Here is a 19,731-nt window from a genome sequence, read left to right as displayed (position 1 = left end):
GCTTCCCGCCCCGAGCAAAAATCAGACGTCTGACACAGGGGGCACGGCCTGATGGCAAATGTGCTGTGAGGGCGGAAGCCGTGACGCGAATCCAACACCCGGGACTGCGAGAGGGTTCAGTTCGACCGGGCGAACCTGACGAATGCCTGCTTCGACGGCGCCAACCTCGGACCGGGCGGGCCGTGACACACGCCCGCCCGGCCCGCTACATCATGTAGAGCGGTATCTCGTGCGGTGGAGCGCTCTCAAGATGAGGAGCAAGACGCACGCTCCCACGAAGGCGACGATGATGGTGGACACGATGCCACTTCCGGGAGCGCCGACTCCAAGTGCCCGGAAGAGCCAGCCACCCAGGAACGCGCCGACGATACCGACGACGATGTCTCCGACGATTCCGTAGCCGCCCCCCACCACCGCCGAGGCGAGCCACCCCGCGATGAGTCCGACGAAAAGCCAGATGACGAGTGTTTCCAATGACATGTGTGTTACCCCCAGGAAGGAGTCCCCCAACAAGTAAGCACCCGGGTATGCGGGGCCGAGGGAACAGGCAGGCAGGAGAGCGCCGCATCGTCCGCCTGGTTGGACTCACTCCGGCAGGCGGTGCTCCACGCCCTCCGGGCTGGCCACCACCAGCTCCGAGGTCAGGCCGATGAACAGCCCATGCGCCATGATTCCGGCCCGCGCCTCCAGCCTCGCGGCCAGCGCCTCCGGGTCCTCGATGGGGCCGAAGGCGCAGTCGAGGATGAGGTTGCCCTGATCCGTCCGAGCGGGCGTCCCGTCACGGCCCTCGCGCCGGGTGACGCGCGCGCCCAGTCCCTCCAGGTAGAGCGCCTGCGAGCACCAGCCAAAGGGCAGCACCTCCACGGGCACGGGCCAGCGCGTTCCCAGCCGGGGTGACAGCTTGCCCGCGTCCACCACGATGATCTCCCGCCGGCTGGCCTGGGCGACGATCTTCTCCCGCAGCAGCGCCCCTCCCCCACCCTTGATGAGGCGGAGCTGGGGATCCACCTCGTCCGCCCCGTCGATGGTGAGATCCACCACCGGATGCTCCTCCAGGGTGGTGAGGGGAATCCCCAACGAGCGCGCCAGCGCTTCCGTCTCCACCGAGGTGGGCACCCCCACCACGTCGGTCAGCTTGCCCTCCGCGCGCAAGGCGGCCAGCCGGTGCACCACGAAGGCCGCGGTGCTACCCGAGCCGAGCCCCACCACCATGCCCGGTTGGATGAACTCCGCCGCGCGCTCGGCGGCGAGACGCTTGAGCTGTGCCATCAGGTCGTTCTACCCGCCAGCGGTGATGATGACCGACCCCGCAGTGCGCTTCGTGGGCCCGTGGAACACGGCCTCGATGTTGTTGCCATCGGGATCCAGGGCGAAGGCCGCGTAGTAGCCGGGATGGTAGGGGCGCTCGCCGGGAGCCCCGTTGTCACGGCCACCAGCGGAGAGGGCCGCGGCGTGGAAGCGGTGCACCGTCTCCCGGTCCGGCGCCTGGAAGGCGAGGTGCACGCGCTGCGTCGGAGCGTCGCCATGGCTCACGTAGAGCTCGTCGGCCCAGAACCAGTCGGCGCCCTCGGCGCCCAGCGGAATCCCGAAGACCTCCAGGACACCTCGGTAGAAGCGCTTGCTCGCCTCGACATCCCGGACGCGCAGGTGGACATGGTCGAACAATCGGCCCCTGTGTAGCTGCATGAATGCCTCCGCATGTGCTCGACGTCGAGGCATTCATGCCACGCGGGGGGGACCGGAATGACAGGATTCGGCCCCGTCGCTCCACGCTCGATGGGATTTTGAACGGTGGGGTGTGCCTGAAAAACTATGGTCTGGCGAAGCGGCGGAAGAAGCTCTGCTCGTTCCAGCGCGGGCGCTCGGGCGCATCCGCCACGGAGCGGGTGAGCGCGGTGAGCATCCGGACGAACTTCACCGCGCCCTCCTTGTCCACGGGCTGCGACAAGTCATCCGCGGGTCCGTGGTAGCGCTCGCTGTACCACTGCTTCTGGAGCTTCTCCTGCTTGGAGCCCGGCTCGAAGCCGAACTTGAAGGCCAGGGAGGGCACGCCCTCGCGGATGAAGGAGTACTGGTCGCTGCGGATGAAGCCCATGCGATTGGGCTGCGGGTCCGCCTGCACCTTCACGCCCTGGGCCTCGGCCACCTGCCGCAGCGGCGCGGCGAGGGTGGACTCCTCCATGCCGAAGGCCACCACGTGGGTGAAGGGAAAGAGGGGCAGGAACATGTCCAGGTTGAGGTCCGCCACCAGGCTCTCGCGCGGCACGGAGGGGCGGGCCGCGAAGTACTTCGAGCCCAGCAGGCCCTTCTCCTCGCCCGTCACCAGGGCGAAGAGCACCGAGCGCTTCGGCTTCGTCTCCGAGGCCTGGAGCGCCCGCGCCAGCTCGATCACCGCCGCCACGCCCGAGGCGTTGTCCATGGCGCCGTTGTAGATGCGGTCCCCCTTCACCGGCTCGCCCACGCCCACGTGGTCCAGGTGCGCGGAGACGACCACGTACTCCCTGGCGAGCGAGGGATCGCTCCCGGGCAGCACGCCCACCACGTTGGCGGACTTCACCGGCTCGGTCTCGAAGACGAGCTCGGCCTTCAGGCGCGAGGGCAGCTCGAACCCCGGCAGCGGCTTGTCCGCGTTGGCCAGCGCGACCAGTGCCTCGTAGGAGTGCGGGGCCCCCGCGAACAGCTTCCCCGCGCGCGCCGCGTTGACGGTGACGCTCACCTTCAATCCCTGGTCATCGTTGAGGGCCGGGTCGGCGAACATCATCGAGGCCATCTTGCGAGCCCCCGCGACGCGCTCCCAGGGCACCTCCATGAGCTTGGGATTCTGCAGGACGACGAGCCCCACCGCCCCCGCCTTCTTCAATGCCGTCACCCGCTCGCTCATGGAGCCATGGTGGGCCCGCAGCGCGCCCGGAATCTTCTCGGGGCCTCCCTGGAGGATGACCGCGATCTTTCCTCGCAGGTCCACCCCGGCGAGCTCATCGTGCCCCGCCTCGGGGATGGAGAGGCCGTAGCCCACGAACACCATGGGGGCATCGACCTTGCCCGACTCACCCATGCGCGAGGAGATGACGACGTCCTGGCCTGGTGTCAGCGGCAGCTCCTTGCCCCCGCGCACCAGCACCAGACGCGAGCGCTCCTCCACCAACCGGCGCGACACCAGGTCCAACTCCTGGAGGTAGCTCTCGCCGGCCCCCGGCTTCACCCCGGCGGCGGCGAGCTGTTCGGCGACATAGGCCGCGGCCCTGCGGTAGCCCTCGCTGCCCGTGTTCCGCCCCTCCAGCGCGTCACTGGCGAGGAACTCCACGTGCTTCCACCAGCGAGCACCCTCCGAGACGGGAGCATCGGCGGCGTGGGCGGCGGGAACGGAGAGGAGGGAGAGCACTGCGAGAAGTGAGGCAGGACGGGACATGGACGACTCGCGGAACGAGGGCAGCGCCCCCCAACTCCGGGAGGGAGCGTTCATTCCGGGAGCCACGGCACGTGCTACCGCGCACGCAGTTGGAAGAGGAGCTCCTGGGCCTGGTCCTTCGTGGAGACGAAGTGGATCTTCGCCAGGGCACTCTCGTCCGTCAGCTCGGTCAGGTGGGCCGCGAGGACGATGCCCCGGGCCAACGCTTTGTGCACCAGTCGCGCCCCGATGTAGACGATGCCCTGAAGCCACTGGGATCGGACGTGCTCGCTGATGTAGCGCCCCGTCTCCGGATCGAGCGGTTCGGCCTCCGTCATGTCCGCCATCATGAAGAAGGGTCGTGACTCGCCCAGCTCCCGGTAGATGTCCACGATGCGGGTGGCGCCTTGCAGGGTGAGCACCCCCCGGAACTCCACCCAGAGGACATCAGGCGGCTCGAAGTGGAGCGTATTGCTATCGATCGTCCACTCGCGATGGCTGGGCGTCATGCGGCCTCCCTGTGACACCCAGCCTACGCGAGCCCGCCACGAGCCCGTGGCACGGGCTCCGGACGAGGCGCCCCGCCAGATGTGATCGGAATACACACCGGGTGAGCAAACCCCCGTCATTTGACAAGCTTCTCTCGGACTCTTAGGGTTCGCGAATCCTTCCCGAAAGGAATTTTCGTGCGACTTTGGAATCTCGGTGCGTGTGTCCTCGCGCTCCTGGTGGTGTCCTGTGGTGGGGAAGTCGGAGGAGTTGGACCGGTGGAGCAGGAGGCGGGCACGCTGCAACTCCCGCTGACGTCGTCGTCTCCGGACGGCAGGTACTACCGGCTGATGGGGGCGACGTTCACCATCACCGGGCCGCAGACGGTCACCCTCACGGACACGTCGGCGGACATCGTGCACACGACGCTCATGGCCGGGCTCTACACCGTCCAGCTGGGTGGCGACTGGCACCTGGAGGCCATGGATGCGCCCGGGACGGCCGTGCAGGCCCAGTTGCTGTCACCCAACCCCCTGCCCTTCTCCGTGACCAGGGGACAGCTCTCCCAGGTGCGCTTCCAGTTCAAGCTTCCCGGCAGTGGCGATGCGGACGTGGGCATCAAGGTGGACAACGGCGGCTGGGTCGCCGGCACCATCCAGTTCACCGAGCGCGAGCGCCCGGCAATGGGACCGAGCCCCTTCGATGAGCTGGTGGGCAGGAGCGTGCCCTTCCTCATCAGCTTCGAGTCCTCTTCGCTCTCCAGGGAGGACTTCTCGGGCGCGGGGAAGCTCCTGTTCGTGCAGTCCAACTCCGTCACCGTCCAGTTCGGGGGGGAGCCTTCCGAGCAGTTGGAGCGTGTCGCTCACGCCATGACGGGCGCGACGCTCTTCTTCGGCCTGCGGGTGGAGTCGAGTGGCGCCATCCGGTTCGATGGCCTCCGCCTCAGGGACTACACGAGCTCCTTCGAGCTCGAGCTGACCCCGAGCATGCCCTTCCAGGGGGCGGTGGACCGCGACGGCTACCCCGCCGCGCGCGCCTTCCAGTTCGAGACCACCGGCATGCTCCGGGGCATCTACGGCAATGACGGCTATGACGGGGTGCGCGGCCCGGCCAACGTGAACGGCCTGCCCTGAGCCGTTTCGTGGGGACGGCCCCGCCTTCTCTAGAAGAAGGCGGGGACCCTCACCCGCTGGCGCTCACGGCATGGGACGAGAGCCCACCGACGGCGCCTGGGGCACCACCGGCCAGCCGTCGCGCCAGAAGACGGTGTCCGCGAGCATGACGCGCGCGGTGTGGGCCTGATTCCACGCGTGGTAGACCATGACCGTGTTGCCCGCCGGCGTATTGATGACCGAGCAGTGTCCGGGGCCCTCCCAGCCGGGCACGGTCTTGAGGATCGGCGCGCTGGCCTTGGTGAACGGACCCAGCGGGCTGGTCGCGCGGGCGACTCCGACGGCATAGGTGCCGTTGTAGAAGGCGTTCCCGCTGTAGAACAGATAGTAGTAGCCGTCCCTCGCGACGACCCACGGGGCCTCGACGACTCCACCCTCCCAGGCGCGGTCGTTGGTGATCAACGTCCGGCGGGTTCCGACGAGTGACAGGCCATCCGCCGAGAGCTCCTGGCCGTAGATGGGCGTCGGCTTGCCGACCGCGTTGCCATCCGCCTTCCACACCAGGTAGCGCTTGCCCGCGGTGTCGGTGAAGACCGTGGCGTCGATCATCCCCATCGTCGTGTCGTGCACCAGGGGACGGCCCAGGTCGGTGAAGGGCCCGAGCGCGCTCGGCGCGGTCGCGGCGCCAATCGACAGCGCGCCGTTCACGTGACGCGCGGTGTAGTACGCGATGTAGCGGGTGCCGACGCGGTGGATCTCCGGGGCCCAGAAATCGGTGGAGGCCCACGACGGCCGCCTCGCCGCGGGGAAGATGGAGCCCGCGTACGTCCAGTGGACCAGGTCCGGCGAGGTCCGGATCGGAAACGCGTCGGCGGCCCCGCCGGACGTACAGGTCGCGACGTACTGGGTCCCATCATGGATGACGCCAGGGTCCGCGCAGTCATTGGGGAACACCGGATTCTGGTAGAGGCCCCCGCAGCCCGAGTACATGAACGACATGCCGCACGCGTTCGACCCGGTGAAGTACGGCTTCCATCCGTTGGAGAGCACGGCGTAGGAGTTGGTGCCCTCGTTGGTGCACGCGCGGTTCCAGAACACGCGCCCGGCCGCATCGTCATACGTCCCCGTGTGCGCACGGATCCATGACGAGGCATAGGTGACGCGCGTCTTGCACGCGGTCGCGCCCGCGCAGTTGGTGTCGAAGGACATCACGCACGCGTTGTGCCCGGTGAAGTACGGCTTCCACCCGTTGGAGAGCACGGCGTAGGAGTTGGTGCCCTCGTTGATGCAGGTGCCGTCCCACGTCACCAGGCCATCCGCGACGTCGAACATCTCCGGGTGCCCGGGGTGGATCCACGTGTTGCCGTACATGATCCGGGTGGAGCACGCGAGCTCCGCGCTCGTGAAACCCGTGGGCTCGCTGGTGAAGCCCTCCACATCACCGGGCTCGACGCCGCAGCCAGCACCCCACACCGTAGCGGCGCCCGAGAGCAGCAGGGCCGCGATGCGTTGATGATTCTTCATGAAGAACAGCCTCCAGTTCCCAAGGTCTCGAATGGGAGCAACGGGCTTGAACCATGAAGCAACCGGCCTGTCCATTTTTACAGCTAAGACATGGTTTACCTTGATTCAGCAGCAAACGGTTGTGACGGGGATCCTCGTGGGGTACCACGACTCCACCATGAGAGAAGAGACGAGGAAGAAGCGCAGGGAGCTGGCCGGGCTCCAGGGAGTGGTGTTGGGGTGTCTCCTGCTGGCGGAGCCCGCTCGGGCCGAGCTGCCGGATTACACCCTGCAACTCCAGGCACGGACCAACCTGCCGGGGAACAAGGGTGGCGCCTACAACATGGAGCCAGGAAACCTCCTGGCGGGGAGCCTGCAGGTTCCCATCACGTCCGATCGGAAGGTGGCCTTCCGGCTGGCGATCACTCCCGAGAAGCGTTCCAGCGTCTGGTGGGGCGGAGATGGCCGGGGCGAGCGCATCTACCAGATGCCAGACTTCGGAACCGAAGTGAGCACGGGGGACCCGAGCATCAATTCGGCGGGAGGGCTCGCCTTCAGTGTCACGGGCACGAATGATGTCACCCAGAGCGGCATCTACCTGTTGAACGTGTCGGCACCGGACAAGGTCCAGATCATCCGCGAGCCCCTGGGCGTCTCGGGCTGGTCGAGCGTGACGCTCAACGAGGCGGGGCAGATCGGATTCCGGGCCACGTTCTCCGGCCTGGGCCGGATCCATGCCCTGGTGTCGCCTGGGAATGACGGGTTCGAGACGCGCATCGTGGCCCGGGAGCAATCGGTCGATGCCAAGAGCCCCTACCTGTTCCTCTACTCTCCCAACCTCAACGATCTGGGCCAGATGATCGGAGTGGCGGATCTCGCCCCGATCTCGTCCGAGTACTTCCAGGAGCTGCGAGTCTGGAACGCGGACGGGACCTCGCGGCGCATCGCGGCGACACGAGGGTTGGAACCGTCATCGCCCATCTACCGGTTCGCCTCGGTGGCGCCGTCCCTCAACAACAAGGGACAGGTGGCCTTCCTGGGAACGGCGAAGGACCCGGCGGGGAAGAACCTCTCCACGCTCTGGCTGTGGGACGGCACCGGGTTGAAGGTCCTCGCGCAGGATGGACGGGATCGCATCCGGACCGTGGAGTCCTTTCCCCCGGATCTCAATGACAGGGGATTGACCGCCTTCCGGGCCATCGACGACTCGGCCCTGCGCGCGGTGTGGGTGAGCGATGGCGAGTCGATGAAGCGCGTCGCGACCGAGCACGACCTCGTCCCGTCGGATCTCGGCGAGGCGCGCCTGGATCAGGAAACGGCCAGCAATCCCGTATTCGGAGGGTCGACCATGATCAACGAGCGCGGAGATGTCACCTTCACCGCGGGCCTGACACCACCGGATGACGACCAGGAGGAGTGGGGTACCGGGGTGTACGTCGCGCTGTCCTCGCTCGCACCCGAGCCGCCCGATGCGGGAACGGGAGGACCGGATGCGGGCTCGGGCGGGCCCGACGCCGGAACGGGTGAGCCGGATGCGGGCTCGGGTGAGCCCGACGCTGGAGCGGGAGGATCCGACGCTGGAACGGGTGAGCCGGATGCGGGCTCGGGCGGGCCCGACGCTGGAGCGGGAGGATCCGACGCGGGCACGCGGGGACCTGATGCCGAGGCCCCTGACACCGGCTGCGGTTGCCAGTCGACGTCACTCGCGGCGATCTGGCCGTGGCTGCTCCTGGGGCTGATGGTCTCCCGGAAGAACAGGGCCAGGCTGAAGGGGTAGCCTCACAGCCCCGCCAGGAACTCGAGGAGCGCCGCGTTCACCTCGACGGGGCGCTCCTGCTGGGTCCAGTGGCCGCATCCCGGAAGCATCAGGGTGCGGCGCAGCCCGGGAATGTTCTGCCGCAGGAGTTCGAGGGCGCCGGGCTGCATGGCCAGCACCGGCTCGCGCTCTCCCGCGATGAAGAGCGCCGGCTGCTCGATGCGCCTGTCATCCCACGCCCGAGACAGCTCCCAGGTCGCATCCGCGCAGCGGTACCAATTCAACCCGCCGCGGAAGCCCGTGCGCTCGTACTCGGCCGTGTAGAAGTCGAGGTCCTCCTGGGTGAGCCAGGACGGGAGCACGTCCGGCTGAAGCAGGTGCTCGAGCATGGTGCCGCTCTTGGGCCCACCCGCGAGGCCTCGCAGCACCTGCAACGGCGGCTCGCCCGAGAGCGAATAGAAGAAGCCGCGCAGGAACGTGCGCACGTTCGCATCCAGCTCGGCCTCGGCCTTGCCGGGCCGTTGGAAGTAGAGGAAGTAGAACCACTGGTCGCCGACAGCCTGCTCGAGGACCTTCGTCGTCGGCAGGGGCGCACGAGGAGCCCACGGCACACCCAGCACGGCCACGGCGCGGAAGCGATCGGGCCGCCACAGCGCCGAGTTCCAAGCCACCGGGCTGCCCCAGTCATGGCCCACCACCACGGCCTTGTCCACGCCGAGCGCGTCGAGCACGCCCACCATGTCGCCCACGTGGTGGAACTGCGTATAGGCGTGCACCTCCGCTGGAGCGTCCGTCTGCCCGTAGCCGCGCATGTCCGGCGCCACCACCCGGTAGCCCGCCGCGGCCAGCGCCGGAAGCTGATGGCGCCACGAGTACCAGCTCTCGGGGAAGCCGTGGCACAGCAGCACGACGGGGCCCTTCTCGGGTCCCGCCTCCACGAGGTGCACCCGGAGACCCTTCGCATCGACGAAACGGTGGCGTGGTTCGGTCATGCGGGGCAGTGCAGGCGGTGTCCACCCCCCTTGTCAACGCCAGGAAGAGAAGGGTTCACCCCTGCCGCGAGCCGCTGTTCTCGTACGAGCCCGGCATTCGCGCGGGACGAAAACCGGGCGATGACTCCCGCCCGTTGCTCCTGGAGCCGGTGCGCAGTGCTCGGAGGAACCGGAGCCACACGCGGCCCGTGAACCAGGCGGGGAGCACCTGGAGCACGCCCGAGAGCTCGAATCCCACGTCGTTCGGCATCTCGTACGCCGGAGGTGGGAACAGACGCAGGAGCAGCTCGCGAGGGGCGCCGGCCAGGAACAGCACGTCCTTGATCCCGTGGTTGTACAGGCCCTCGTAGAGGCCGATGAACAGCACGGGGAACAGCAGGGAGAACGCGGCCAGGGCCCAGCCCGCGAGCCGGCCAGCCGGTGTGCCCGGGTGCCGACGGTATACGAGGAACGCGGAGACCAGGACGAGAGCCGCCCAGAAGGCCATGACGGCCGCATGGTGTCGCCACGGGGTGTCGTACCGCACGGCGCCGTACACATGGTGCGCCGCGAACACGCCGAGTGTCGCGAGTCCTCCGAGCAGCAGTGTCCGCGCGTGCGGGTTCGAAGCAGGAGCGTCTTTCATGATCAGGTCACCTCGTCGTCCCATGGCGCACGAGATGCGCGCCGCGAAGGGTCATGGGATTGGGTTAATCCGCGCGAGCCCCTCGGGGTAGCCACGACGACGCACGACACCTGTGCGTCGCACGCATCAATGATGTGCGAAGCTGCGCGCCATGGATCGACTCGGAAGCATCGAGGCGTTCGTGAAGGCCGCGGAGCTCGGCAGCTTTACCCTCGCCGCCAGACGGCTGCGGCTCAGTCCCTCGGCCCTCAGCCGGCGCGTGGCATGGCTCGAGGAGGAGCTCGGTGTGCGGCTGCTCCACCGGACCACGCGCGCGGTGCGGCTCTCCGAGGACGGACGCGTCTTCTTCGAACGATGTCGTGACTCGCTCCGGGAGCTCGAGGAGGCGCAGCATGCCGTGTCGAGCCTGCGCGAGCGCCCGGCCGGGCTGCTGCGGGTGGAGGTGCCCACGGTGCTCGGCCGCCACGTCCTCGTGCCAGCGCTCACGCGATTCGTCTCACGGCATGCGGAGGTCCGGGTGGAGCTCCACCTGCGGGATCATCCCCTGGATCCCACTTCCGAGGGGATCGACGTCGCGCTTCGCCTCGGTGCGCTGGAGGACTCGGGGCTCATCGCGCGCAAGCTGGGACGGACCCGGATGCGCATCTGCGGCGCACCGGGTTATTTGAAGCGCAAGGGCACGCCACGCACCGTGGAGGCGCTCTCGCGCCACGACTGCCTCGGGCTCTCGCTGCACGGCCGGGTGATGCCGTGGCGGCTCCGCGATCGGAGCCGGGTCCGGGAGCTCCCGCCCCATGGGCGCATCGTGGTGAACAACAGCGAGGCGTTGATCGACCTGGCCGTGAGCGGTGCGGGGCTCGCCTGGGTCTGCGACTTCATGATGGCCCGAGCGCACGCCGCCGGGCAGCTCGTGGAGGTGCTCGAAGACGCCGCGTGCGAGCAACGCCCCATCCACGCGCTCTCGCTGCCATCCCGCCAGGCCCTGCCCAAGGTGAGGGCCTTCGTGGAATTCCTGGCCGAGGAGCTCGCCCGGAATGGAGTCGAGACGTGAGAGGGAGCGGGCTCGCCGCGGCGTGAGCCACTACCGGGCGGTCCGGAGCCTCGGCCAGCGCTCCGCCTTCGCACGCCACCGGGACTCGAGCTGGCGGCGCTGGAAGGGATTGGAGGACTGCTCCCGCACCGGCACGCCCGCCCACTCCGACAGCTTGCCGAACACGAAGCCGCGCGCGGGCTCGTTCAGCTCTCCCAACACGCCGTAGAAGCCGATGCTGTCCGGGACGACGAGGCGGTAGGCGCCCTTGCACACGTTCACGTCGAAGGTGCTCGCGGTCCACGGGTCGAGGGAGCCATGAACGAGCAGCATTCGCTGCGCGTCATTGCGCATCCACGCCTCCACCCGCTCCATGAGCTGACGATCGAAACGCTTCTCGACCCCCTGGGGAGGGAAGCGGGTGACCTCGTGCTCACCGGGATGGCGCAGCAGCGGCCGCAGGTGCTCCTCGGGGTAACGGGGCGATCCGAATTGCGTGGCGTACTGGTAGCGCAGCGGAGCATTGAGCTCCAATCCATCATCGGAGAAGAGGTAGGCGAGGTCCCCGACGTAGCTCACGAAGTCGAAGAGCTCCCTGGCGGGTGCCGTGGGAGCGGGGAGGCTGTCGCAATTCCACTCCGCGAGCCCGTAGCGCTGCCAGAAGTTGAAAGGCATCTCGACCACGGCGAACTCGAAGGCCCGGTCCCGGCCCAGGACATCGAAGCGGACGCCCTCGCCCGCCATCGCGTCCACGAAGGGCAGCAGCTCCTCGCGTCGCTCCAGGGCGGCCCGTTGCAGACCCGCCAGCCGTTGCCGGCAGGCCTCGTCGCCCACCTGGGCCAGTGCACGCCCAGGGGCCTCGTCCTCCAGCCCCAGGCTGTGCTGCAGCGCGTAGGGCACGGTGGCATACACGTCGTCCGGGTAGAGGAAGCGGTGGAGGATGGCGGCCGTGCCTCCCTTGAACACACCCGTGGACAACCACCGGGCGCCATAGATCGGCTTGAAGGTCTCGACGACGCGATGGAAGTCCGCCGAGGCCTGCTCGATGGTCAGCAGCTTCCAGTCGCCCGAGGCTGGCCGCGAGGTGCCGTAGAAGCGGTGCTCCACGGTGATCTGGTTGGCGCCGAGGAGATAGACGGGCTCGGCGGCGATGGGCTCCGCGAAGATGGCTTGCCCTTCCGTGTCCATCACCATGGGGGCATCCCCCGAGCTGTGGAACAGCGTCATACGCTGAAGGAAGCGCTCCCCCTGGGGGTTGGAGTGATCCGCCGGTTGTTCGAAGTCCAGCGTGAAGAACCGGAAGCCGTCCACCTGCTCTTCATCCAGGATGGTGAGGCCGGGGATGGACTCGAGCTGGGTACGGATGTCCACCGTGGCCTGCGTGCTCACGGGCCCGGGGCGGACCTGCGTCTGGAGCTCCATCCCTGGAATGCCCGGTTCACTGCAGACGGGAATCTCCGGCCCCGGGGGAGGAGTCTTCTCGCAGGCGGGCAGCAGTGCTACCCCCAGCAGTCCCATGAGCGGGCGAAGCCAGGGTCCCATGCTCAAACGTCTCACGTGTGTTCTCTCCTTGGAACGGCCAACGTTCCGCGGAGAATGGGTGAAACGCAAGTGAGGACCGCGACAGCGCTCACTCGAAACAGCGCCTGAGCAGCGTTCCGATGTCGCCGTACGCCGGGCTGGCATGACGGTCCGACACGGCGTCGTAGTCATCGTTCGCATGGCGGCGCGAATCGCCCTGGACCTCGCCAATGGCCGCGACGATGGCATCGACCTCGGCGAGGGAGCTGGTCGGGTGCAGTGACACCCGGACCCAGCCGGGCTTGGCCGACAAATCGTCGCGCTCGATCGCTTCGCAGATCTCTCGCGACCGGGGCCGATCGATGCCGAGCAACACGTGACCGTACGTGCCCGCACACGAGCATCCGCTGCGCACCTGCACGCCGTGCAGGTCGCTCAACAGGCGGGCGAAGCGGTGGTGATGAACCCGTTCGGACCAGAACGACACCACGGGTGCCGGACCACCATGCTTCGCGTCGAGGAGTTGAAGGCCCTCCACCGAGGACAGCCCTTCGAGCAGCCGTGAACGGAGCCGGCCATTCCTCGCGGCCATGGGCGCCTCTCCCATCTTCTCCTTCAGCCGCAAGGCCATCGCCAATCGGATCGCCTGCAGTACGCCGGGCGTGCCGGCCGATTCACGCACCTCCATGTCGTCGACGTAGGAGCGTCCGCCCCACGGGTCGGTCCACTTGACGCTACCGCCGCCAGGCTCGTCCGGGACGCGGCTCGCGATCAGCTCCTTCTTCACGCACAACACTCCAGGACTGCCCGGCCCACCGAGAAGCTTGTGGCCCGAGAAGTACACGGCGTCGAACCACTCCCCCGAGCCGGCCCGCACGCTCACCGAGGCATGACTGGCGTGGGCGGAGTGATCCACGAAGCAGGGGCAGCCATGGGCATGAAGCAGTTGGGCGAGCGGCCCGACATCGACCTTCCTGCCACTCACGTTGGAACAGGCGCTGAAAGCGCCCGCCCGCCAAGGGCGGTGGCGGGTGGCGTGGAGGAGGTCTTCCAGCGCCGACAGGTCCGGGTCACCGTGGCGATCCGGAGGCACGACCCGCACCTCCGCGCCACACTCCAGCCAGGGCAGCAGGTTCGAATGGTGTTCCAGGTGACTGGTGAAGAACACCGGCCGCTCGTGCTCCTCACGCGCGGACCATCGCAAGAGCCGCACCAGCTTGTTGACGGCGGCGGTCATCCCCTGACCGCACAGGAGCAGCGCGTAACGCTCGTCGGCATTCAGTGCGGACCTGATCCGCTCGCGGGACTCCTCGTACAAGGCCTCGGAGACTTCCGCCACGCAACTGCTCTTCGAGTGGACGTTGCCGTAGAACGGCGCGGCCACCGAGAGCAATGTTTGTTCAATCGGACCATAGAGGCGGCCCGTGGCCATCCAGTCCGCATACAGCAGCGGCCGGGTCCCCATCGGTCCGTCGTAACGCAGCTCAATCCCGATGATCCCGGACCGAAAACCCTCGAAGTGACGCTCCCAGTCTTCAAGCATACAAGAATTCTCGTAAACCGAGACAATCAGGCTCGGGTGGATACAACACTAACCCTCCAGGAGCCAGTCGCGCACGGCGAGGAAGCGGGCCGTGGGAGCCGCGGCCCGGCGCCATGCGAGCCACAGCGTGCCGCGAGGGCGCCGAAGGGAGCGCCGGCCAGACTCCGGCGCGAGCGTCACGACCCTGCCCTCGCGTACCGCGGCCTCCACCAGGTAGTCGGGCAGCACCGCGAGGCCCGCCCCTGCCTCCACCAGCGCCAACATCTCGTCCAGGTTGGCGATGCGGCACACCACCTGCTCGGGCAGCGGCTCCTTCGGACCAAAGGCCGCCCGCCACCAGGGTGCGAGCATGGCCAGGTCGGAGTCGAACGCGATGAAGCGATGGGCCGCGAACTCGCGTGCGCTCCGGGGTGTTCCCCACCGCCCCAGGTAGGCGGGCGCTGCCACCGCCACGAACTCCTCCTGCCCGATGCGCCGCACCTCCAACCCCGGTGCCTCTGGCAACAGGCCCATGATGGCCAGATCCACCTCACCCGCCAGGAGCCGGCGCGCGAGCAGGCTCGGCACGTCGAAGCGGACGCTCAGCCGCAGCTCCGGATGACGCTCCAGGAACGCGGGCATGCGCGGGCGGAGCCAGAACCGGAAGAAGGGCCAGGGACCTCCCAGGGACACCTCGCCACGCACCGCGCGTTGGGCTTCGGACGCCTCCTCGAGCGCCGCGTCCAGGGCGGGCAGGTGCTCCCTCAAGCGTTCGACGAGGGCCTCTCCCGCGGGGGTGAGCCGGGCCCGGCGCCCCACCCGCTCGAAGAGCACCACGCCCAGGCGCTGCTCCAACGCCTTGAGTTGCTGACCTACGGCGGAGGCCGTGATTCCCAACCGCGCGGCCGCGGCGGCATGGGTCCCCGCGCGGCTCACCTCCCAGAGCGTCCACAGTGCTTCGTGATTGCCAAGCATGGCTTCACATTATGCGAAGACGCTCCTGGTTTTCTTGAGCCCGGGGGGACGGTACTCCTTCGCCCATCGCCCCCATGCGGGGCGCTTGCGAAGGAGCACACACCATGAAGGCACTGACGGCCGTGAAGATCCTCCTGATCGTCACCAGCCACTCGCAGTTCGGAAACACGGGAGAGCAGACGGGATTCTGGATGGAGGAGCTGGCGGCTCCCTACGCGGAGTTCACCCGGGCCGGCGCTCAGGTGGACATCGCCTCGCCTCTCGGGGGCAAGGCCCCGGCGGACCCTCGCAGCCAGAAGGAGGAGTCCGAGGCCACACGCGCCTTCCTCGCCGATCCCCAGGCGACGAAGAAGCTCGCGAACACGCTCGTGCTCGGGAAGGTCCAGGACACCTACGACGCCTACTTCGTGGTGGGCGGACACGGCGTGATGTGGGATCTGGCGACGCACTCGCCCCTGCACCAGTTGCTGTCGGCGGCGTACGCACGGGGCGCGGTGATCTCGGCCGTCTGCCACGGGCCGGCGGCGCTGGTGGGCGTCAAGGGTCCGGATGGCAAGCCACTCGTCGCGGGCAAGCGCGTGGCGGCCTTTTCCAACGCGGAGGAAAAGGCCGCGAAGTTCGACGCGATCGTCCCCTTCCCCTTGGAGACCCGGCTGCGGGAGTTGGGCGCCCGGTACGAGTCCGGCCCGCTGTGGAGCAGCTTCGCGGTACGCGACGGGCGGCTCGTCACCGGGCAGAACCCGGCGTCGTCCACGGCCGCCGCGCGCGAGGTGCTCGCGGCCCTGCGCGAGAGGTAGCAAGGAAGCACGATGAAGCCAGGGGCCGACACGTCAGCGCCGGGGTTCCGACATGTCACCCACCTGACGTCGACATGTCGGGACGACGTCACACCGCCCCATCTGGACTGCCTGCTGGCGTCCTCGCGAGTCTGGCTCTATACGGCGAGGACCCTCCGTCGGACCGCTGCTCTCGAAGACGGGCAAAACCAGAGGAAGAACCGGATGCGCAAGATGCTGTTCGTGACCGTGAGTGTCGTGACCTTGACCACGCCGATGCTGGGCTGTGTCGATAACGCCCATGCGGAGGAGTCCTGGACGCTGACCACCATCGCCGACGCCCGTAGTGGGATCGCCTCGCCGGTGGACCTGGGAGCGCCGGGGGACTCTCCAGGCGACATGTTTGTTTTTGATCAGCCGTTGCTGAACGCATCAAAGGAGAACATTGGCTCCAACAGCGGCTACTGCGTCCGGACGCTGCCCGGCCAGTTCAGTGAGTGCCAGTGGACGCTCACCCTGGCCGACGGAACCATCACCGTCGCGGGCCGGGAGGCAGAGACCGGCACCTCCTTGATTCCGATCATCGGTGGCACGGGCGCCTATGTGGGGGCGAGCGGAGTGCTGACCACCACCCCCAACGGAGACAGGACGTTCACCCAGGTGCTCACGTTCCTGAAGGCGAAGCAGTAGAACCGCCTCCGTGCTACGCCGGGATGGCCACCGGCAGGGTGGCGATGTATCCCGCCGTGGTGCTGCCCGTGACACTCGCCATCTGGAGGGACGTCCCATCCCTGAAGACGTTGTCCTGGGCGTAGCTCAACCTGGAGAGATTGCTCGCGCTCGTGGTGTACCCGGTGGTGGCGTACACCGTCTTGCACGCCTCCACCGGCAAGGCGAGCTGCGAGGTCTTGATCTTGTTCGCAGCCGAGGTGGCCTTCGCGAGGCTGGGGTAGACCTCGAAATGGATGTGAGGCATTCGTCCAGCGTAACAACCGGGGAAGATCGTGGTGAAGGTCACCACCCCGTTGCTGTCCGTCGCCTGTACGCCACGCAGGTAGTTCTGAGCGGGTAGGTCATACATCGAGTACTTGCCGTCGCGATCGCAATGCCAGAGATAGATGGCATATCCCGACAGGGGGGTGCAGCTCCGCGTGCTGCTCACCAGGGTGAGCTTGAGCGTGAGCACGATGCCCGCCGCGGTGCCAGTCGCACTGCCGATGCTGGAACGGATGTCACCGCGTACGATGCCCGACAGCGTGAGCGCGTTGGGCCCGTTGGAACCATCACCCGGGTACGGCCCCTGGGTCTCCTCCGGGATCGTCGAGCAGTTCGCCAGGCCGTCGGAGCCAACATCCTCGGCGCCAGCGCCCTCGATGCCGATGCCCTCGGTGCCAACGCCGCAACCCACCAGGAGCGTGGCACCCGCCATCCACTGCAAGACTTGTCTGCGGTCCTGCCTCCGCGCCAGGATTCGCAGATCGTGCTCAAGACCCTTGTCGTGATTGTGGTTATCGCCACTCATGTCGCCTCCCTTGAAGAGGCCAACGAGCGTAGGGGGCATTTCTTAAGAACCTCTTAAGCCGCCAATCATGCAATTCCATCTTTATTTCAAAAATCCGTAGGATCGCCCATGACCCCACGAGCGAGCCGGGAAAGCTGATAGGAACCCCTCCATGAACGACCATCGATCCGTCGCCGAAGGCTTCGTCACGCACCAGGTCACCAATCAGGCCCCGCCGCTCACCTATGACGCCTGGGCGACCGATACGGTGTTGCGTGAGGCGGTGACCCGGGAAGGGGGTGCCTGGGCGGAAGCCGAGCTCGCGAAGTACGGCCCCCTCGTGGGCGGAGAGCTGATGCAGCTCGGGTTCGTGGCCAACGAGAACAAGCCGAAGCTCAGGACGTTCGACCGGTACGGCAACCGCCTGGACGAGGTGGAGTTCCATCCCGCCTACCACCGCCTCATGGAGCTGGCCATCGCCCATGGCGTGCCGAACTTCGCCTGGCGCCACGAGGACAGACCCGGTGCACACGTGGCCCGCATGGCACTGTTCTATCTGCACAACCAGGCCGATCAGGGGACGAGCTGCCCCCTGACGATGACGTACGCCAGCGTGCCCGCGCTGCGCCGCCAGCCCGAGCTCGCCCGGGAATGGCTGCCACGATTGAGCTCGGCCACCTACGACTCACGGTTCATCCCCGCGGCCCAGAAGCGTGGCGCCACCCTCGGCATGGGCATGACCGAGAAGCAGGGCGGCTCGGATGTGCGGACGAACACCACGCGGGCACATCAGCTCGGGAGCCGGGGACCCGGGCAGCCCTATGCGCTCGTCGGCCACAAGTGGTTCTTCTCGGCACCGATGAGCGACGCGTTCCTCGTGCTCGCGCAGGCCGAGGGCGGGTTGTCGTGCTTCCTGCTGCCGCGCTTCACGCCGGACGGCGAGCGCAATGCCATCCGCATCCAGCGCCTCAAGGACAAGCTCGGTGACTGGAGCAACGCCAGCTCCGAGGTCGAGTTCCACGGCGCCACCGCCTGGATGGTGGGCGAGGAAGGCCGCGGCGTCTCCACCATTCTCGAGATGGTGGCCCTGACGCGCCAGGACTGCATGATCGGCTCGAGCGGCCAGATGCGCCAGGCGCTCGTGCAGGCCATCCACCATGCCCGGCACCGCAAGGCCTTCGGCAAGTGGCTGAGCGAGCAACCGCTGATGCTCAATGTGCTCGCCGATCTGGCGCTCGAATCGGAAGCGCATACCGTGCTCACCGCGCGCGTGGCCCGGGCCGTCGATGCGAGCCACCGGGATGCCGGGGAAGCAGCCTTTGGCCGTATCGCGACGGCCATCGGCAAGTACTGGGTGTGCAAGCGCGCTCCCGCCTTCATCAACGAGGCGCAGGAGTGCCTCGGCGGTGCCGGCTACGTCGAGGAGTCGAACCTCGCGCGGCTGTACCGGCAGGCCCCGCTCAACTCCATCTGGGAAGGCAGCGGCAACATCCAGTGTCTGGACATGCTGCGCGCGGTCACGCGCGAGCCGGCCAGCCGCGACGCCCTGTTCGGCGAAATCCTCGCCGCCCGGGGTGGGCATCCGGCGCTCGACGCCGAAGCCGCACGCCTGGCCAGGGAGTTCGACGACCTGAGCACGCTCGAATCGCGCTCGCGGTTCATCGTCGAGCGCCTCGCGTTGGCGCTACAGGCCTCGCTCCTCATCCGCGCTGGCAACTCCCAGGTCGCGGACACCTTCTGCGAGTCGCGTCTGGCCGGTGCACACGGACAGACGTTCGGCACGCTGCCGGCCCACGTACCGATGCATGCACTCATCCACCGCGCCTTCGAGGAAGGAGCCGAAACCCCATGAGCTTCAAGGTCGTACCCCCAATGACAGTCATCGCCGCGAGCGAATTCCTGAGTGTGCCAGAGATAGGGAAGTGGGGCGAAAAGCTCACGCCGATCATGATGGCCGAGCTCGAGCGCTACGGCCTCACGACGACGGGCCCCTGGATTTTCATCTCATACGGACGTGATGGAGATCCGAGCAGGAGATTCCGTCACGACTACTGTGTGCCCGTTGCCAATCCAGACCGATACAAGGGGGCATTCGCGGTCCGCACGCTCGACCCATTCCCCTGCTTCTTCACCCTGCACACAGGCCCTCTCTCCGAGGAGAGCCTTCGCGCGGGCTACGGAGGAGTCGTCGAGGCAATCACCCGGGCCCGGCGGGAGTTCAGCGGAGAGAGCCGCGAAGTCTGGCATGAATGGACATCGGCGGACTCCGCATCCACCTCGTTCGAGATCCAGATCGGAGTGACATGAAGCCTGTTCCTCCGAAGCAGAAAGCCAGCATCCATGGGCAGGCCCTCGAGTACATCATCGCGGGTCAGGGCTCCCCCACCATCGTTCTCGTCAATGGTGCCGGCGGCCCCATCGAGGGATGGCACAGGGTGTTGGAGCCGCTGTCCGCACTGGGGACCGTCTTCGCGTACAACCGCCCAGGCATCGGTGGCAGCGGCAAGCCGGTTGTACCGCAGACCGGAGAGGTCATCGTCG

At 67.6% G+C, this 19,731-nt stretch carries 20 protein-coding genes and 1 pseudogene; 9 read left to right on the top strand and 12 right to left on the bottom strand.

What is annotated here, in order from left to right; genetic code table 11:
* Positions 1–108 precede the first annotated feature (108 nt).
* Positions 109–186 (top strand): annotated as a pseudogene (locus tag NR810_RS52805) (pentapeptide repeat-containing protein); the annotation flags it as partial.
* A 24-nt stretch (positions 187–210) separates the two neighbouring features.
* On the opposite strand, the gene NR810_RS12985 reads toward NR810_RS52805, so the two are convergent.
* From NR810_RS12985 to NR810_RS12965, 5 genes are all read right to left on the bottom strand, one after another.
* Positions 211–480 carry a GlsB/YeaQ/YmgE family stress response membrane protein gene (locus NR810_RS12985; RefSeq protein WP_257452101.1) on the bottom strand — a complete coding sequence of 90 codons (270 nt, stop codon included), beginning with the start codon at positions 478–480 and terminating at the stop codon, positions 211–213.
* Between the two features lie 105 nt (positions 481–585).
* Entirely contained in the window at positions 586–1,269 is a 684-nt protein-coding gene (rpiA, locus tag NR810_RS12980) for a ribose-5-phosphate isomerase RpiA (RefSeq protein WP_257452098.1), read from the bottom strand.
* Between the two features lie 9 nt (positions 1,270–1,278).
* Positions 1,279–1,686 carry a VOC family protein gene (locus NR810_RS12975; protein WP_257452094.1) on the bottom strand — a complete coding sequence of 136 codons (408 nt, stop codon included), beginning with the start codon at positions 1,684–1,686 and terminating at the stop codon, positions 1,279–1,281.
* Positions 1,687–1,810: 124 nt separating this feature from the next.
* Complete coding sequence (locus NR810_RS12970; protein WP_257452090.1) at positions 1,811–3,409, bottom strand: M20/M25/M40 family metallo-hydrolase; 1,599 nt, start codon at positions 3,407–3,409, stop codon at positions 1,811–1,813.
* Between the two features lie 74 nt (positions 3,410–3,483).
* On the bottom strand, positions 3,484–3,897 hold the full coding sequence (locus tag NR810_RS12965) for a hypothetical protein (protein WP_257452087.1): 414 nt from the start codon (positions 3,895–3,897) through the stop codon (positions 3,484–3,486).
* 177 nt (positions 3,898–4,074) lie between these two features.
* On the opposite strand from NR810_RS12965, the gene NR810_RS12960 reads away from it, so the two are divergent.
* Positions 4,075–5,010 carry a hypothetical protein gene (locus NR810_RS12960; RefSeq protein WP_257452084.1) on the top strand — a complete coding sequence of 312 codons (936 nt, stop codon included), beginning with the start codon at positions 4,075–4,077 and terminating at the stop codon, positions 5,008–5,010.
* Between the two features lie 63 nt (positions 5,011–5,073).
* On the opposite strand, the gene NR810_RS12955 is transcribed toward NR810_RS12960, so the two are convergent.
* Entirely contained in the window at positions 5,074–6,513 is a 1,440-nt protein-coding gene (locus NR810_RS12955; RefSeq protein ID WP_257452081.1) for a glycoside hydrolase family 43 protein, read from the bottom strand.
* A gap of 157 nt (positions 6,514–6,670) precedes the next feature.
* Between NR810_RS12955 and NR810_RS12950 the strand changes: the two genes are divergently transcribed.
* A complete protein-coding gene (locus NR810_RS12950) occupies positions 6,671–8,269 on the top strand; it encodes an MXAN_5453 family MXYO-CTERM-anchored protein (protein ID WP_257452078.1) in 1,599 nt (532 codons plus the stop codon).
* Positions 8,270–8,271: 2 nt separating this feature from the next.
* On the opposite strand, the gene NR810_RS12945 is transcribed toward NR810_RS12950, so the two are convergent.
* Positions 8,272–9,240 (bottom strand): alpha/beta fold hydrolase, encoded by a 969-nt coding sequence (locus NR810_RS12945; protein ID WP_257452075.1) that lies wholly within the window; start codon positions 9,238–9,240, stop codon positions 8,272–8,274.
* Positions 9,241–9,295: 55 nt separating this feature from the next.
* The gene (locus tag NR810_RS12940; RefSeq protein WP_257452071.1) at positions 9,296–9,865 is read right to left on the bottom strand and encodes a hypothetical protein; all 570 of its coding nucleotides are present in this window, start codon (positions 9,863–9,865) and stop codon (positions 9,296–9,298) included.
* A gap of 151 nt (positions 9,866–10,016) precedes the next feature.
* Between NR810_RS12940 and NR810_RS12935 the strand changes: the two genes are divergently transcribed.
* Entirely contained in the window at positions 10,017–10,916 is a 900-nt protein-coding gene (locus NR810_RS12935; RefSeq protein ID WP_257452068.1) for a LysR family transcriptional regulator, read from the top strand.
* Positions 10,917–10,946: 30 nt separating this feature from the next.
* Here NR810_RS12935 and NR810_RS12930 read toward each other — a convergent pair whose 3' ends face one another.
* The 3 genes from NR810_RS12930 to NR810_RS12920 all read right to left on the bottom strand — a co-directional run bounded on the left by NR810_RS12930 (position 10,947) and on the right by NR810_RS12920 (position 14,913).
* The gene (locus NR810_RS12930; RefSeq protein ID WP_257452065.1) at positions 10,947–12,452 is read right to left on the bottom strand and encodes a S28 family serine protease; all 1,506 of its coding nucleotides are present in this window, start codon (positions 12,450–12,452) and stop codon (positions 10,947–10,949) included.
* Positions 12,453–12,525: 73 nt separating this feature from the next.
* Positions 12,526–13,959 carry an aminotransferase class V-fold PLP-dependent enzyme gene (locus tag NR810_RS12925; protein ID WP_257452062.1) on the bottom strand — a complete coding sequence of 478 codons (1,434 nt, stop codon included), beginning with the start codon at positions 13,957–13,959 and terminating at the stop codon, positions 12,526–12,528.
* 48 nt (positions 13,960–14,007) lie between these two features.
* Positions 14,008–14,913: a LysR family transcriptional regulator gene (locus tag NR810_RS12920; RefSeq protein ID WP_257452060.1), complete on the bottom strand. Its 906-nt coding sequence runs from the start codon at positions 14,911–14,913 to the stop codon at positions 14,008–14,010.
* A gap of 104 nt (positions 14,914–15,017) precedes the next feature.
* On the opposite strand from NR810_RS12920, the gene NR810_RS12915 reads away from it, so the two are divergent.
* Together NR810_RS12915 and NR810_RS12910 are read left to right on the top strand one after the other, a co-directional pair.
* Positions 15,018–15,710: a type 1 glutamine amidotransferase domain-containing protein gene (locus NR810_RS12915; RefSeq protein ID WP_257452058.1), complete on the top strand. Its 693-nt coding sequence runs from the start codon at positions 15,018–15,020 to the stop codon at positions 15,708–15,710.
* Positions 15,711–15,914: 204 nt separating this feature from the next.
* Positions 15,915–16,379, top strand: coding sequence for a dirigent protein (locus NR810_RS12910; protein WP_257452056.1), 465 nt, complete (start codon positions 15,915–15,917; stop codon positions 16,377–16,379).
* Positions 16,380–16,392: 13 nt separating this feature from the next.
* Here NR810_RS12910 and NR810_RS12905 read toward each other — a convergent pair whose 3' ends face one another.
* The gene (locus tag NR810_RS12905; protein ID WP_257452054.1) at positions 16,393–17,211 is read right to left on the bottom strand and encodes an intradiol ring-cleavage dioxygenase; all 819 of its coding nucleotides are present in this window, start codon (positions 17,209–17,211) and stop codon (positions 16,393–16,395) included.
* Between the two features lie 151 nt (positions 17,212–17,362).
* Here NR810_RS12905 and NR810_RS12900 point away from each other — a divergent pair, with 151 nt between their 5' ends.
* The 3 genes from NR810_RS12900 to NR810_RS12890 all read left to right on the top strand — a co-directional run.
* On the top strand, positions 17,363–19,042 hold the full coding sequence (locus tag NR810_RS12900; protein WP_257452052.1) for an isovaleryl-CoA dehydrogenase: 1,680 nt from the start codon (positions 17,363–17,365) through the stop codon (positions 19,040–19,042).
* On the top strand, positions 19,039–19,497 hold the full coding sequence (locus tag NR810_RS12895) for a hypothetical protein (protein ID WP_257452050.1): 459 nt from the start codon (positions 19,039–19,041) through the stop codon (positions 19,495–19,497). The genes NR810_RS12900 and NR810_RS12895 overlap by 4 nt, the downstream gene beginning before the upstream one ends.
* Positions 19,494–19,731: alpha/beta fold hydrolase (locus NR810_RS12890; protein ID WP_257452048.1), on the top strand; the 238-nt coding region annotated here is incomplete at its 3' end. The genes NR810_RS12895 and NR810_RS12890, both read left to right, overlap by 4 nt.

Origin of the sequence: Archangium lipolyticum (assembly GCF_024623785.1) — a bacterium.
GTDB lineage: Bacteria > Myxococcota > Myxococcia > Myxococcales > Myxococcaceae > Archangium > Archangium lipolyticum.
The sequence above is the reverse complement of the archived record's forward strand: the minus strand, read 5'-3'. Positions and strand labels throughout refer to the sequence as shown.